This window comes from Pseudonocardia sp. C8 (assembly GCF_014267175.1).
Classification (GTDB): domain Bacteria; phylum Actinomycetota; class Actinomycetes; order Mycobacteriales; family Pseudonocardiaceae; genus Pseudonocardia.
Genome location: NZ_JACMTR010000002.1, coordinates 3,758,516 through 3,771,412 on the forward strand (window position 1 = coordinate 3,758,516; position 12,897 = coordinate 3,771,412).

Annotated in this window: 11 protein-coding genes; 6 read left to right on the forward strand and 5 right to left on the reverse strand. The window is 74.0% G+C overall.

Annotated features, from left to right (window positions below; translation table 11 throughout):
* Window positions 1–18: 18 nt before the first annotated feature.
* Window positions 19–531: a cupin domain-containing protein gene (locus H7X46_RS17930; RefSeq protein ID WP_186360494.1), complete on the reverse strand. Its 513-nt coding sequence runs from the start codon at window positions 529–531 to the stop codon at window positions 19–21.
* A 169-nt stretch (window positions 532–700) separates the two neighbouring features.
* Here H7X46_RS17930 and H7X46_RS17935 point away from each other — a divergent pair, with 169 nt between their 5' ends.
* A complete protein-coding gene (locus H7X46_RS17935) occupies window positions 701–2,227 on the forward strand; it encodes an aldehyde dehydrogenase family protein (protein ID WP_370588834.1) in 1,527 nt (508 codons plus the stop codon).
* A 1-nt stretch (window position 2,228) separates the two neighbouring features.
* On the opposite strand, the gene H7X46_RS17940 is transcribed toward H7X46_RS17935, so the two are convergent.
* Together H7X46_RS17940 and H7X46_RS17945 are read right to left on the reverse strand one after the other, a co-directional pair.
* On the reverse strand, window positions 2,229–2,729 hold the full coding sequence (locus tag H7X46_RS17940; protein ID WP_255426159.1) for a MarR family winged helix-turn-helix transcriptional regulator: 501 nt from the start codon (window positions 2,727–2,729) through the stop codon (window positions 2,229–2,231).
* Between the two features lie 98 nt (window positions 2,730–2,827).
* Window positions 2,828–3,148 carry a hypothetical protein gene (locus H7X46_RS17945; protein ID WP_186360497.1) on the reverse strand — a complete coding sequence of 107 codons (321 nt, stop codon included), beginning with the start codon at window positions 3,146–3,148 and terminating at the stop codon, window positions 2,828–2,830.
* Between the two features lie 319 nt (window positions 3,149–3,467).
* Here H7X46_RS17945 and H7X46_RS17950 point away from each other — a divergent pair, with 319 nt between their 5' ends.
* Window positions 3,468–4,127, forward strand: a complete 660-nt coding sequence (locus H7X46_RS17950) for a PadR family transcriptional regulator (protein ID WP_222131354.1) — start codon at window positions 3,468–3,470, stop codon at window positions 4,125–4,127.
* Window positions 4,128–4,144: 17 nt separating this feature from the next.
* On the opposite strand, the gene H7X46_RS17955 is transcribed toward H7X46_RS17950, so the two are convergent.
* Window positions 4,145–5,446 (reverse strand): nitrate/nitrite transporter, encoded by a 1,302-nt coding sequence (locus H7X46_RS17955; RefSeq protein ID WP_186360499.1) that lies wholly within the window; start codon window positions 5,444–5,446, stop codon window positions 4,145–4,147.
* Window positions 5,447–5,580: 134 nt separating this feature from the next.
* Here H7X46_RS17955 and H7X46_RS17960 point away from each other — a divergent pair, with 134 nt between their 5' ends.
* The 4 genes from H7X46_RS17960 to H7X46_RS17975 all read left to right on the forward strand — a co-directional run bounded on the left by H7X46_RS17960 (window position 5,581) and on the right by H7X46_RS17975 (window position 11,915).
* Entirely contained in the window at window positions 5,581–6,549 is a 969-nt protein-coding gene (locus H7X46_RS17960; RefSeq protein ID WP_186360500.1) for a PAC2 family protein, read from the forward strand.
* A 24-nt stretch (window positions 6,550–6,573) separates the two neighbouring features.
* Window positions 6,574–7,902, forward strand: coding sequence for a serine hydrolase (locus tag H7X46_RS17965; protein WP_222132126.1), 1,329 nt, complete (start codon window positions 6,574–6,576; stop codon window positions 7,900–7,902).
* A 194-nt stretch (window positions 7,903–8,096) separates the two neighbouring features.
* A complete protein-coding gene (locus tag H7X46_RS17970) occupies window positions 8,097–9,905 on the forward strand; it encodes a BCCT family transporter (protein WP_186360502.1) in 1,809 nt (602 codons plus the stop codon).
* Window positions 9,906–10,166: 261 nt separating this feature from the next.
* The gene (locus H7X46_RS17975) at window positions 10,167–11,915 is read left to right on the forward strand and encodes a hypothetical protein (RefSeq protein WP_186360503.1); all 1,749 of its coding nucleotides are present in this window, start codon (window positions 10,167–10,169) and stop codon (window positions 11,913–11,915) included.
* Window positions 11,916–11,921: 6 nt separating this feature from the next.
* On the opposite strand, the gene H7X46_RS17980 is transcribed toward H7X46_RS17975, so the two are convergent.
* Window positions 11,922–12,887 carry an NADPH:quinone oxidoreductase family protein gene (locus H7X46_RS17980; protein ID WP_186360504.1) on the reverse strand — a complete coding sequence of 322 codons (966 nt, stop codon included), beginning with the start codon at window positions 12,885–12,887 and terminating at the stop codon, window positions 11,922–11,924.
* Window positions 12,888–12,897: the final 10 nt, after the last annotated feature.

Here is a 12,897-nt window from a genome sequence, read left to right on the forward strand (position 1 = left end):
GCTCCGGTCCGGCGTGGCTCAGCGGCGGACGCCGTGCATCGGCGAGGTCGGGGGGTAGGTCGGCAGCTGCGGCTTCGGCGAGCCGATGACCACGCAGAACAGCGCGTCGGTGTCGCCGATGTTGCGCAGGCTGCGCGGGACGCCGGCCGGGACGCGGATCAGGTCGCGGTAGCCGAGGACCCGGCTGGCGGTGCGGGTGCCGTCCTCGACGTCGTGCACGGTGACCTCGAGCTCGCCCTCCAGGACGTAGAAGACCTCCTCGACGTCGTGGTGGGTGTGCTCGGGGCCGATCGCGCCGGCCGGGAGCCGCATGTTCGAGAACGTGAAGTGCTCGGCCGGCAGGATCCGGTTGTCGGTCTCGTGGTTGCCGGTGGCGCCGGATCCGATGTAGCGGATCTGGGCCCGGCGGAACTGGTCACCGGCCGCGGCGGCCTGGAAACCCAGCGTGTCCCAGTCCTCGTGCCGCGAGGCGGCACCTGCGATGCAGCTGTCGATCAGCTGCTCCAGGTCGGTGCGGGCGGGAGCGCTCATCGGGAACCTCGTTTCTCTTAGCCCTAAACCATCGGACGAGGAGATTGATAGCAGCGACCCACGCCACACCACAAGCCTTCCGGGCACGATTCTTTCCGTGTCGACCCAATCACTGCTGGTCAGAGCGTCGAGATTGTTCATCGCTAAACGATCAGGCACACTGCGCCAGGTGACGACCACCGCCGTTGAGCCCCTCGCCCCGCCCGCGCAGATCCCGGCAGACGAGCTCCTCGTCGCCGGCGAGTGGCGCCCCGGAGCCGGCCCGGAGATCACCTGCACCGACCCCGCGACGGGCTGCACGATCACCACCCTGCGCGGCGCGTCGGCGTCCGACGTCGACGCCGCCGCACGGGCCGCCCATGCGGCCGCCGACGCCCCGGCCTGGCGCGACCTGCTGCCGCACCGGCGGGCCCGGCTGCTGCACCGGATCGCCGACGGGATCGACGGGGCCGCCGAGGAGCTGGCCCGGCTCCAGACCCTCGACACCGGCAAGACGCTGGCCGAGACCCGGGCGCTCGCCGCGAGCGCCGCCGGCACCTACCGCTACCTGGCCGCGGCCTGCGAGACGGCCGATGGCGAGCTCCCGACCCCGCGCGGGGAACACCTCGCGATGACCGTCCACGAGCCGGTCGGCGTCGTCGCCGCGATCACCCCGTGGAACTCCCCGATCGCCAGCGACGCCCAGAAGATCGCGCCCGCGCTCGCGGCCGGCAACGCCGTGCTGCTCAAACCCGCCCCGTGGGCGCCGCTGGTGTCACTGGCCGCCGGCCGGATCGTGCACCGCGCGCTCCTCGACGAGGGGCTGCCACCCGCCCTGGTGTCCGTGCTCCCCGGCAGCGGCGCCGAGGCCGGCGAGGCCCTGGTCCGGCACGACGACGTCGGGATCGTCTCGTTCACCGGCGGCACGGCCACCGGGCGGCGGATCGCGGAGATCGCGGGCCGGCGGCTGATCCCGGTGTCGCTGGAGCTCGGCGGCAAGTCACCGGCGATCATCTGCCCGGACGCGGACCTCGACCACGCGGTCGCCGGCACCCTCTACGGGATCTTCTCCTCGAGCGGCCAGAGCTGCGTCGCCGGTTCCCGGATCTTCGTCCCGCGCGACCGGCACGACGAGCTCGTCGCCCGGCTCGCCGACGCGACCCGCCGGCTCCGGGTCGGGCCCGGCACCGACCCCCGCACCCAGGTCGGCCCGCTCGTCCACCACGACCACCGCGACCGGGTCGCCGCCATGGTCGACCGCGCCGTCGCCGCCGGGGCCCGGGTCGTCACCGGCGGCCGGATCCCGGACGACCCCGCGCTCGCCGGCGGCGCCTACTACCTGCCGACCGTCCTCGACCGGGTCGAGCCCGCCTGGGAGATCTGCCGGGAGGAGGTGTTCGGACCGGTCGCCGTCGTGCTGCCCTACGACGACGAGGACGACCTGGTCCGGCAGGCCGACGACACCGCGTACGGCCTGGCCTGCGGGATCTGGACGGCCGACCACCGCAGGGCCTGGCGGATCGCGCGCCGGGTCCGCGCGGGCACGGTCTGGGTCAACACGCACAAGCAGTTCAGCATCTCCACCCCGTTCGGCGGGGTGAAGGACTCCGGCCTGGGCGTGGAGAAGGGACGGCTCGGCCTGCGGACCTACAGCACCACCAAGAGCGTCTACTGGAGCCTGGCCGAGGACCCGATCCCGTGGGCGGCGCCCCGCTGAGCTACTCGCCGGAGCGGGTCGCCGCGTCGTCGAGCGACCGTTCCAGCTTGCGCAGCAGCCGGGCGAGCTGGCGCTGCTCGGCCTCGCCGAGCCCGGCGAGCATCTCCTTCTCGTTCGCGAAGTGCGCCCGCGAGACCCGGTCGATCAGCTCCAGGCCGGCCGGGGTCAGCTGCACGTGCACAACGCGGCCGTCGGCGCCGTCCCGCTCGCGGCGCACCAGGCCGGCCGCCTCCAGCCGGTCCACGCGCTGGGTGAGCCCGCCGGCGGTGACGAGCGTGACCCCACCGAGGTCACGCATCGTCTGCCGGTAGGGCTCGCCGGAGCGCCGCAGCGCCGCCAGGACGTCGAAGGCCGCCATCGAGATGCCGTGCGCCTCGAAGACCGGTGCGAGCTGGGCCTGGTAGCGCAGGAAGCTGCGGTGCAGGCGGCCGAACACGGCCATGGCCGACGGGTCGAGCTCCGGGTCGTGGCGGGCCCACTGCTCCAGGATCCTGTCGACCATGTCCGGTTCACCCGAGCGCCTGCGCGCCGCCATCACTCTCCTCCCACGCGGGCGTTCAGGTTAGTGGAGCGCCGCGACCGCCCGGAGCACCCGTGCGGTCAGGCGGGCCCCGGCCGGCGCGTCCGCCGCACGACCAGCAGCGCCCCGACCCCGGCCGCCACCGCGCCACCGGCGAACGGCGCCGCGGCGCGGGCGATCTCCCCCGCCCGTCCGACCAGCGCGGTCCGCCGCTGCGCGATCCCCGCACCGAGCCGGTCCAGGCTCCTCCGCAGCTCCACCGCCGCGCCGACCACGCGCGCGTCCCGGCCGTCGGAGAGTGCCGCCAGCCGGTCGCGCAGCTCGGCCGCCGACACGGAGGTCAGGTCAAGCTCCTCCGCGGAGTCGTCGACGCCCTCACCGTTCCGCTCGTGCCGCCCCACGCGTCCTCCTCTCGCCCGGCCGGGCACCCTCCCGGACCTGCGGATCAGTCAACGTCATCGGCGTCGGAACGGCCACCGCCGAACGGGACACCGCTCAGCAGATTCTCAGACATATCTCGTTGCTACGGCGACACTTCACGATATATCGTGATGACACGCGAGCCGATCGAAGGGAAGGCTCACGAGGACGAGGAGACCCATCATGATTCCGCGAGACATGCCCTGGGGCCCGCCCGCCGGGCGCCGGGGGCACGGACACCGGCGCCCGCCGTTCGCCCGGCCGGCACACCCCGGCCCCTGCGGCCCCGAGGAGGCAGACATGCACGACGAGAGCAACGAGGAACACGGCCCGCATCGCGGGCACCGGCCGCACCGAGGCCCGCACGGTCGCGGACGCGGGTTCGGGCCCGGCGGCCCGTTCGGTCGCGGCTTCGGGCCGGGCGGCCCGTTCGGCCCGGGGGGCCCGTTCGGGCCCGGCGGGTTCGGCCCGGGCTTCGGGCCGGGCGGGCGCGGGCGGCGCGGCCGCCGGACCGCCCGCGGCGACGTCCGGACGGCGGTGCTCGCCGTCCTCGCCGACGGGCCGCGGCACGGCTACGAGATCATCCAGGAGATCACCACCCGCTCCGGAGGGCAGTGGAAGCCGAGCCCCGGCTCGGTGTATCCGATGCTGTCCCAGCTCGAGGACGAGGGCCTCGTCCGGTCCGAGCAGACCGAGGGCCGCCGCGTCGTCCACCTGACCGAGGAGGGCACCCGGCACGTCGCGGAGAACCGTGCCGCGCTCGACGCGGTCTGGGCCCCGTTCTCCGAGGAGGGCGCCGCCTCCTCCGACGACCCGGCCGACGTGCTCGGCGAGGAGCTGTCGAAGCTGCTCGCCGCCGCCCAGCAGGTCGCCGCGGCGGGCACGGCCGAGCAGGTCGCCGCGGCGACCGAGGCGCTGGCCGAGGCCCGCAAGGCGCTCTACCGGCTGCTGGCCGAGTGAGCCGCGGCTGACCCGGATCAGGACCCGTCGCGCCGCCGCTGCCGGGACCGGCGCAGCACCTCCCGCAGCGGCGGGACGACGACGCCCTCCTGCGCCATCACCCGGCGGGCCTTGCGCCGGGCCACGACCACCCCGACCGTGGTCACCGCCCAGATCGGGAACTGCACCAGCCAGGCCGTCCGGAACGCGTCCGGGGTGTACCCGCCCGCGGCCCCGAGGACCGCGCCGACGAGCAGCGTCGTGAGCAGCGACGCTGTGAACCCGCCGACGTTGACGATGCCGACCGCGGTCCCGCGCCGGTGCTCCGGGTTGAACGTGCGGGCGAAGTCGAAGCCGACCGCCGAGCACGGGCCGTTCGCGGCGAGCACCAGGACCAGCAGCACCAGCAGCCACAGCGGCACCGGCGGGGGCACCAGCAGCACGACGGTCCACATCAGCGCGGTCGCCGCGATCACGAACAGCACCAACCAGGACCGGCGCAGCGGGTGCCGGGCGGTGAACTCGCCGAACACCGGCCCGACCACGCCGCCGGCCAGCACCAGCACGGTGAGCATCACCGACGCGCCGGACGGGCTCATCCCCTGGCCCGCGACCAGGTACGGCACGCCCCACAACAGGGCGAAGACCAGGCCGGAGAACTGCGTCCCGGCGTGCGACCACAACCCGAGCCGGGTACCCGGGTGCCGCCACGCGCCCTTCAGGCCGTCGAGGACCTCGCGCGGGCTCGCCACCGTGGTGGGAGCGGGCGTCCCCGGTGGCCGGTCCCGGAACACCGCGAGCACCGCGATCCCGGCGACCGCGCCGGCAGCGGCGGCGGCGAGGAACGCCGTCGTCCAGCCGTAGCCGTGCAGCAGGGTCGCGAGCGGCACCGCGGACAGCACCTGCCCGAACTGGCCGAGCAAGGCGGTCAGCTGCGTCATCAGCGGCACCCGGCGGGCCGGGAACCACACCGACACCACCGACAGCACCGAGATGAAGGTCAGCGCGTCCCCGATGCCGACCAGCACCCGGGCCGCGATCGCCAGCGGCAGCGCGGTCGCCAGCGCCACCAGGATCTGCGCGGCCGTCATCGTCACCGCCCCGGCCAGCACCATCGTCCGGGCACCGAACCGGTCCAGCAGCAGCCCCACCGGGATCTGCAGCGCGGCGTAGACCAGCAGCTGCAGGACCAGGAAGCCACCGAGCACGGTCGGGGACGCGCCGAACCGGTCGGCCGCGTCCAGCCCGGCGACGCCGAACGAGCTGCGCTGCAGCACCGCCACCACGTAGGCGAGCAGACCGGCGGACCAGACCAGGTAGGCGCGTGACGGTGAGTGCATGACGACTCGCAGTCTGGTCCATCCCGGCGCCGGGTACCCGCCCGGACGGCCGGTTTCACACCACCGTCCGCGAGCCCACCACCCGCCGGGGCCGGATAGGGTCGGCCGCGCACGCCACGACACGGAGGACGCCGGTGCTCGATCCCGCCCAGCTCTACCAGGTCGATCCGGCCGCGCCGCAGCTCGACGAGCCCGTCCTGATCGTCGTGCTGGACGGGTTCGTGGACGCCGGGAACGCCGGCGCGCTCGCGGTCGGCGCGCTCACCGACGATCGCGAGACCACCACGGTGGCCACCTTCGACGTCGACCAGCTCGTCGACTACCGCTCCCGCCGCCCGCCCCTGCGGTTCGAGACCGACCACTGGGCCGACTACGACGCCCCGTCGCTCGACGTCGTCGCGGTCACCGACACCGCCGACACCCGGTACCTGCTGCTGTCCGGCCCCGAGCCGGACGCCCAGTGGGAGCGGTTCGTCGCCGCGGTCGGGCTGCTCGTCGAGCAGCTCGGGGTCCGGCTCGTCATCACCCTGCAGGGCATCCCGATGGCGGTCCCGCACACCCGGCCGATCGGGGTCACCGCGCACGCGACCCGGCAGGAGCTGGTCGAGGGCCACACCCCGTGGTTCGCGACGGCGGACGTCCCGGGCAGCGCGGTCGCGCTGATGGAGTACCGGCTCGGCCAAGCCGGGCAGGACGCGATGGGCTTCGCCGTGCACGTCCCGCACTACCTGGCGCGCTCGGCGTACCCGCAGGCCGCGCGGGTGCTGCTGGACCACGCGGGGCTCGCGGGCGGCCTGTACCTGCCGACCGAGACGCTGACCCGCGCCGCCGAGCAGGCCGATGCCGAGATCGCCGAGCAGATGGCGGAGTCGGACGAGGTCGTCCAGGTCGTGAAGGCCCTCGAGGAGCAGTACGACCAGGTCGCGGCCGCCCGCGAGTCCGGGGAACCCGGCAGCGGGCCGGACCTGGGCGACCTGCCCAGCGGGGACGAGCTGGCGGCCGAGTTCGAGCGCTTCCTCGCCGAGGGCGACAAGTCCGACGGCGACAAGAGCGGTGGCGACGACCCGCCGCAGGAGCCCCCGGCGCCGCCGTCGCCGTCCTGACTACGGTGCGGGAGCGTGCCCGTACTGCTCCCCACCACCCAGCGCACCCTGCTCGCCCGCGTCGCCCGCGCCCAGCGCGATGGCCGCGTGCCCTCCCTCGTCGCCGGGGTCGTCCGCGACGGCGAGCTGGCCTGGCACGCCGGCCGGGGCGCGCTGCCCGGCGGCGCGGACGCCGACGACGTCCAGTACCGGATCGGGTCGATCACCAAGACGGTCTGCGCGGTCACCGTGCTGCGGTTGCGCGACGAGGGCCTGCTCGACCTCGACGACCCCCTCGACACGCACCTGCCCGGCACCCCGTTCGGCGACCGGACGGTCGGCCAGCTGCTCGCGCACCTCGCCGGCGCCGGCGCGGAGAGCCCGGGGCTGTGGTGGGAGCGCACGCCCGGCGGCCCGCTGGCGGAGCTGGGCCTCTCCGACGACGACCGGGTACTGCCCGCGGCGCGCCGCTTCCACTACTCCAACCTCGGCTTCGGCCTGCTCGGTGAGCTGGTCGCGCGCCGTCGCGGGCGGTGCTGGACCGAGGTCGCCCGCGACGAGGTCCTGCTCCCGCTGGGAATGACCCGTACCTCGACCCGGCCGCAGGACCCCGCGGCGGCGGGACACGCCGTCCACCCGTGGGCGGATCTCGTCCTCGCCGAGCCGGAGCACGACGCCGGGGTGATGGCCCCGGCCGGGCAGCTGTGGTGCACCGCGCGGGACCTCGCCCGGCTCGGCGCGTTCCTGCTCGGGGACACCGGCGGGGTGCTGTCCCCCGCGACGGTCGAGGAGATGACGGTCCCGGCCGGCATCGACGCGTCGTCGCCGGTGTGGGCGGCGTACGGCCTCGGCGTGCAGGTGCACCGCGTGGAGGGCGCCACCCTGGTCGGGCACGGCGGCTCGATGCCCGGCTTCCTGGCCGGGCTCTGGGTCGACCGGGAGGAGGGCACCGGCGCGCTCGCCCTGGGCAACACGACCGCGGGAATGGACCCGGGGCTCGGCGCCGGGCTGCTCGCCGACCTGCGCGCGGCCGAGCCCCGCATCGTCGACGAGTGGTCGCCGGAGCCGTCGCCGGTGGACCCGGCGCTGCTCGGCCCGTGGTTCTGGGGACCGTCGCCGTACGTGCTGCGCGCGGTCCCGGGCGGGCTGCTGCACCTGAGCGGGCTGGGCCGTCCCGGACGGACGTCGCGGTTCCGCCCGGGCCCGGACGGGACGTGGGTCGGCCTGGACGGCTACTTCGCGGGCGAGACGCTGCGGATCGCCGACGGCCATCTGTGGCTGGCCACGTTCGTCTTCACCCGGACGCCGTACGACCCGGCGGCGCCGGTACCCGGCGGTGTCCACGAGTCGGGCTGGCACCACCGAACCGGATGAAACCGGACAAACAGGACGGCTATATCGAATCGCAACAGTCGGCCGCGGGCCCATGACCAGGAACGACCCGCACGGGCGGCCTGTAGTGCAACGACACCGCCCGGTTGGGTCCCTACACTTGCCCGGCCACGACTTGTGCACGTTTCATCGTTTTCAACTGGGAGGGGGGACGCGCCCGAGGGGCGTTACCTGTCATGACACAGGCGGAACCACGCACGGACGCCGGCACTGCCGGGTCCGGTGAAGGTCGGTCACGCACCGACTGGACGATTTTCGGGGTGGGCGCGGCGCTCGCCCTGATCTTCGTCGCCTGGGGGATCGTCGCCCCCGACAGCCTGGCGAACACCGCGACCACCCTGCTGAGCGGTGTGATGCGGGGCGGCGGCTGGGGGTTCATCCTCGCCGCGACGGGCTTCGTCGCGTTCTCGCTGTTCCTGGCGTTCAGCAAGTTCGGCCGGATCAAGCTGGGGACCGACACCGAGGAGCCGGAGTTCCGGACGGTCTCCTGGATCGCGATGATGTTCTCGGCCGGCATGGGCATCGGACTGATGTTCTTCGGCGTGAACGAGCCGCTGTCGTTCTTCACCACCTCCACCCCGCCGGGGACGGCAGCGCCGGGCAGCACCGAGGCCATGCAGGTCGCCATGGCGACCTCGCTGTTCCACTGGACCCTGCACCCGTGGGCCATCTACGCCGTGGTCGGCCTGGCGATCGCCTACTCGACCTTCCGCAAGGGCCGCAAGCAGCTGATCAGCCAGGCGTTCATCCCGCTGATCGGCAAGCGCGCCGCCGAGGGCCCGATCGGCAAGGTCATCGACATCCTCGCGATCTTCGCGACGCTGTTCGGTTCCGCGGCCTCGCTGGGTATCGGCGCGTTCCAGATCGGTGGCGGCATGCAGAGTGCCGGCTGGACCGAGGGCGCGGTCGGGCCGGGCGTGCTGGCGGCGATCGTCGTGGTGCTCACCGCGGCGTTCATCCTCTCGGCGGTCTCCGGGATCGCCCGCGGCATCCAGTGGCTGTCCAACATCAACATGGTGCTGGCCGCGCTGCTGGCCCTGTTCGTGTTCGTGTTCGGCCCGACGGTGATCATCCTCGACCTGATCCCGACCTCGATCGGCGCCTACTTCTCCGACTTCTTCGAGATGGTCGGCCGCACCGAGGCCGTCGGCGGTGAGCCGATGCTGGAGTGGCTGTCGAGCTGGACGGTCTTCTACTGGGCCTGGTGGATCTCCTGGACCCCGTTCGTCGGCATGTTCCTGGCCCGCATCTCGCGCGGGCGCACCATCCGCGAGTTCGTCGGCGGGGTCATCCTGGCTCCCAGCCTGGTCTCGCTGGTCTGGTTCTCCGTGTTCGGCGGTACCGCGATCACCCAGTCCCAGCAGGGCGTGCAGTTCTCCGACGACTCCAACGTCCAGCTGTTCGAGCTGCTCAACGCCTACCCGTGGGCGGCCGCGACCGGGTTCCTGGTGATGCTGCTGGTCGGCATCTTCTTCGTCTCCGGTGCCGACGCCGCCTCCATCGTGATGGGGACGCTGTCGCAGCGCGGCACGATCGAGCCGAGCCGCTGGGTGGTCATCTTCTGGGGTTCGGTCATGGGCGCGGTCGCCGTGCTCATGCTGGTCACCGGCGGCGAGGACGCCCTGTCCGGCATCCAGAACCTCACCATCCTGGTCGCCGCCCCGTTCGTGGTCATCATGGTCATGCTCTGCATGGCCCTGTACCGCGACCTGCGCCGTGACCCGCTGATCCTGCGGGAGAAGAAGGGCGCGGAGGTCCTGGAGCAGGCCGTGGACTGGGCCACCGACCGGCACGGCGACGACTTCTACGTCAAGGTCGGCGCGTTCCCGCCGGACTACAAGGAGGAGCCGCCGGAGGGCGGCTGGGTCAACGGACCCGGCACCGGCCCCGGGTACACGATGCTCGAGCCCGGTGAGGGCCCGATCGCACCCGACGACCCGGACACCGGATCCGACCGGAAGGACAGCCCGGTCGGCGGCGACTGAGTACCTCGTCGGCGCACGGACACGGCGGCCGGACACCCTCTGCGGGTGTCCGGCCGCCGCCGTCCGTGGCAGCGTCCCGAACGGGTCCGGTGAACGGCCGGGGAGTCACCGGCGCCGCACCCGCTCGTTGCACGGGTAGCACCCTCCGGGCCGCGGGTCCCGTGTGCGCCGGAGAGCATCGGCCGCGGTGCGCCGCAGCCGGAGTGGATCATCGACCACCCCGCGACGGAACGGATGGAGGGACCTGACACAGTGGGCCGGATGCGTCTCGTGTTCACCCCCGGGGACGACCAGGGGTATGCCGAGGCCCGGAGCAGGCTCCTGGAGCAGTTCCTCGTGTGGGCGCGCCGGCGCCGGGTCGAGGTGGACACCGCGCTGGTCGCGGCGGCCGTCGACTACAAGTACGCGCGCGACCGGCGACTGGGCCGGTGGACCCGCGCGCACATCGCGGACGCGCTCGGCATGTGGTTCCCGCGCAAGGTGACGGTCCTGGAACCCGACGACGTCGCCCCCGCGTTCCACGCCCTGATCGACTTCCTGGACGACCACGACTGGTTCGACCCGCAGTCGTCCCCGGTCGACGCCCTGCACCGCCAGGTGGTCGACTCCACCCCCGCGCTGCACGACGGCCTCGCCGACGAGCGCAACTACGACCTCGGCAAGTTCTGGGGCGTCCAGCTGCACCGCAACGGCGTCGACCCGGCCGACCCGGTCGCCGTCCAGCGGTTCCTGGACCGGGCCGGCGCCGGGGAGGCCGACGTCGACCGGCACGCGCTCGCCGAGATCATGCGCCGGGACGCGGCCCGTCCCGAGCGGCCCGAGTGGAACCCGGAGCTGCCGCCGGTCCCGATGCCGAGCGCGGCGACCCTGGTCGAGGCCGCGGAACGCTCCGAGGGCCTCGACCTGCTGCGCAAGCTGACCGTGTGGGTGCGGGCGGGCCGCAGGCTCACCTCGGACGGCCGGCTGGGCCGCGCGGACGCCCTCGACCTCGCCGCGCACCTGCAGCTCGACCACCTCTACCGGGAGACCGCCCGCACCAGCGACGACCTGCCGGAGGTCTCGCTGCTCCTGCGCTGGGCGCGGGCCGCCCGGCTGGTCCGGGTCGTCCGCGGCCGGCTGCTGCCGGTCAAGAGCGCGGGCCCGCTGCTGAACCGCCCGATCGAGCTGTGGCGGCGGGTGTTCGAGTCGGTCGGCCGGCTGGGCGACAACCTGGGCGGCACCGACGTGTTCGGGGCCCCGTCGCTGTTCGGGATGTCGATGTCCGAGGCGTTCCCGATGCTGTGGGTGGGCCTCTACGGCACGGGCGGCGGCCCGGTCCCGCTCGAGCACTTCCACCGCCAGGTCCGCGACACCGTCAACGACGAGGCCGGCTGCGTGGTCGACGACCTCGCCGGGGACGTCGAGCAGCGGCTGTGGCGGCGGGACGTGACCGCGCTGCTGGACGCCTGCGAGCTGCTCGGGGCGATCGAGCTGACCGAGACCCTGGACGCCGACGAGCTCGACGAGCTCGCCCGGATCGCGCACCGGGACGACCCGGACCCGACGGTCGTCACCCTGACCCCGATGGGCCTGTGGGCGGTCCACGAGTACCTGCTGGAGCAGGGCGTGCACGTCCCCGCGCCCGGCGAGCTCGCCGACGAGGACCTCGAGTACGTCTGCGTCCGGATGAGCGGGGTGCGCCAGGAGGTCGCCGAGGCCGAGCTGGCCGCCTGGGCCCGCGCCCGGGCCACCGGGGACGCGGTGCGTGAGCTGGACCGGTTCCTGCGCCGCTGCGAGGTTCCCGCGCACCGGGCGCTCGCCCTGCACGCGCTCGGCGAGACCGGGCCTGCGGGCCGGGCCGTGGCCGCCCGGCACCGGCTGCACGTCGCCGAGCCGGTCGTGGCCGCACCCGGGCCCCGGCCGCACTGGTCGGGCCCGGCCCCCGCCCCGCGCGACCCGGCGGCCGGCCGGCCCCCGGAGACCCCGCACCCGCGAACCCCGGTGCGGCAGAACCTGGAACCGGCCGGCTGAGGCCCGTCAGGTTTCGAGGACGACCTTTCCGGTCACGACCCGGTCGTCGATCCGGGCCAGCGCGTCACCCGCCCGCTCCAGCGGGAAGCGTTCGCTGATCAGGGGGTCCAGCGCGCCGGAGCGCAGGTGCGGCAGGAGCGCCTCCCACTCGGAGCGGAGGAAGTCCGGCCGGCCCAGCGCGTAGGCGCCCCAGCCGACGCCCCGGACGTCGATGTTGTTCAGCAGCAGCCGGTTGACCTTGACGGTCGGGATCTCCCCCGCGGTGAACCCGATGACCAGCAGCCGGCCGAGCGGGGCCAGGCAGCGCAGCGAGTCGGTGAACCGGTCACCACCCACCGGGTCGACGACCATGTCGACGCCGGCCCCGCCGGTGATCTCCTTGACGGCGTCCTTGAACCCGTCGGCAGCGACCGTGTGCGCGGCACCGGCCCGCTTCGCCACCTCCGCCTTGGCCTCGGTGGAGGTCACCGCGATCGCGGTGGCGCCGAGCGCCGTGGCCAGCTGGATCACCGCGGTCCCGATGCCCCCGGCCGCACCCTGCACCAGCACGGTCTCCCCGGCCCGCAGCCCGCCCCGGACCTCCAGGGTGAAGTGCGCGGTCAGGTAGTTCATCGGCAGGCAGGCGCCCGCCGCGAACCCGACCTCGTCGGGCAGCGGGAGCACCATCTGCTCCGGCACCGACACGACCTCGGCGAACACGCCGGACATCGTGAACGCGACGACCCGGTCCCCCGGCGCGAACCGGCTGTCCGGTGCGGCCTGGCGCACCGTCCCGGCGCACTCCGAGCCGAGCGTGAACGGCGGCTCCGGCTTGTACTGGTACAGGCCCTTGGTGAGCAGGACGTCCGGGAAGTTCACCCCGGCCGCCGCCACGTCGATCAGGACCTCGCTGTCCCCACGCACCGGCGGGTCGACCTCACCGACCCGGACCGACGACGGCCCTCCCAGCTCGACGACCTGTACTGCGCGCACGTGCTCTCCC